Below are 765 nucleotides of genomic sequence, written 5' to 3'. Positions count from 1 at the left end.
CTGCTAAACTAGCTGAAAAGTTAGGATATGTTTTTGATAAAGCGTATGATACTTATTTTGTAAACAATAGGTGAATGAACGGGAGCGTGTACGGATTGTAAAAGGTCATAAGACTAGTAAATTAACGTTTAGTAGTCTTATTTTTTATAATTGCAAACAAAAACTAAACTATCCAAAGATAAAAAGGCATTAAAAGAGATGTTAATAAATGAAATTAAGGGAAAAGAATGACGACAAGATTGGTTTCCTAAGAAGAGTTGATAAATTCTAGTGAAAAATTTGGGTATAAAAACCGACTTTTTTTAGTCGGTTTTTATTTTTTTCAACAGTAGAGTGATACCAATATTGACTTTACTATTGAATATAATTAACACATCAGTTCCTACTTCCACGATGAGGGTTCAGAAATTCTTTTTTTATATAGGTAGATACATATAAAGGCTCAATATATTTAGTTATGAGTGTTTAACTAACAATAAAATTGCTATTTTTTTGTAAATGATGAAAGTAACTATTATAGGAACCCACGCATTAATAGAATAGATACATATACAGTATAGAGAGTTAAAAACTCCAAAATATTGTATAAAGGAGATTATAAAATATGAGCGAACAATGCCCAATTAATGTACCATGTCAGGTAGATGGACAAACTCAAACGCCATTAAGTGATGCAGCTGCAACACCAATTCTTACTCCAGGAGCACCGAYTGTAAAAATACCAGTTGTATTAGCAGAAAGAACAATTCAAATTGTTGTAGAATC

Annotated in this window: 2 pseudogenes; both read left to right on the top strand. The window is 30.0% G+C overall.

The window, feature by feature from the left end:
* Positions 1 to 74 (top strand): annotated as a pseudogene (locus AC1DTM_RS29845) (GNAT family N-acetyltransferase); the annotation flags it as partial.
* Between the two features lie 530 nt (positions 75 to 604).
* A pseudogene (locus AC1DTM_RS29840) lies at positions 605 to 765 on the top strand (CsxC family protein); the annotation flags it as partial.

The organism is Bacillus sp. P4_D3 (genome assembly GCF_056401855.1).
This window is presented reverse-complemented; position numbering and strand designations above follow the sequence as displayed.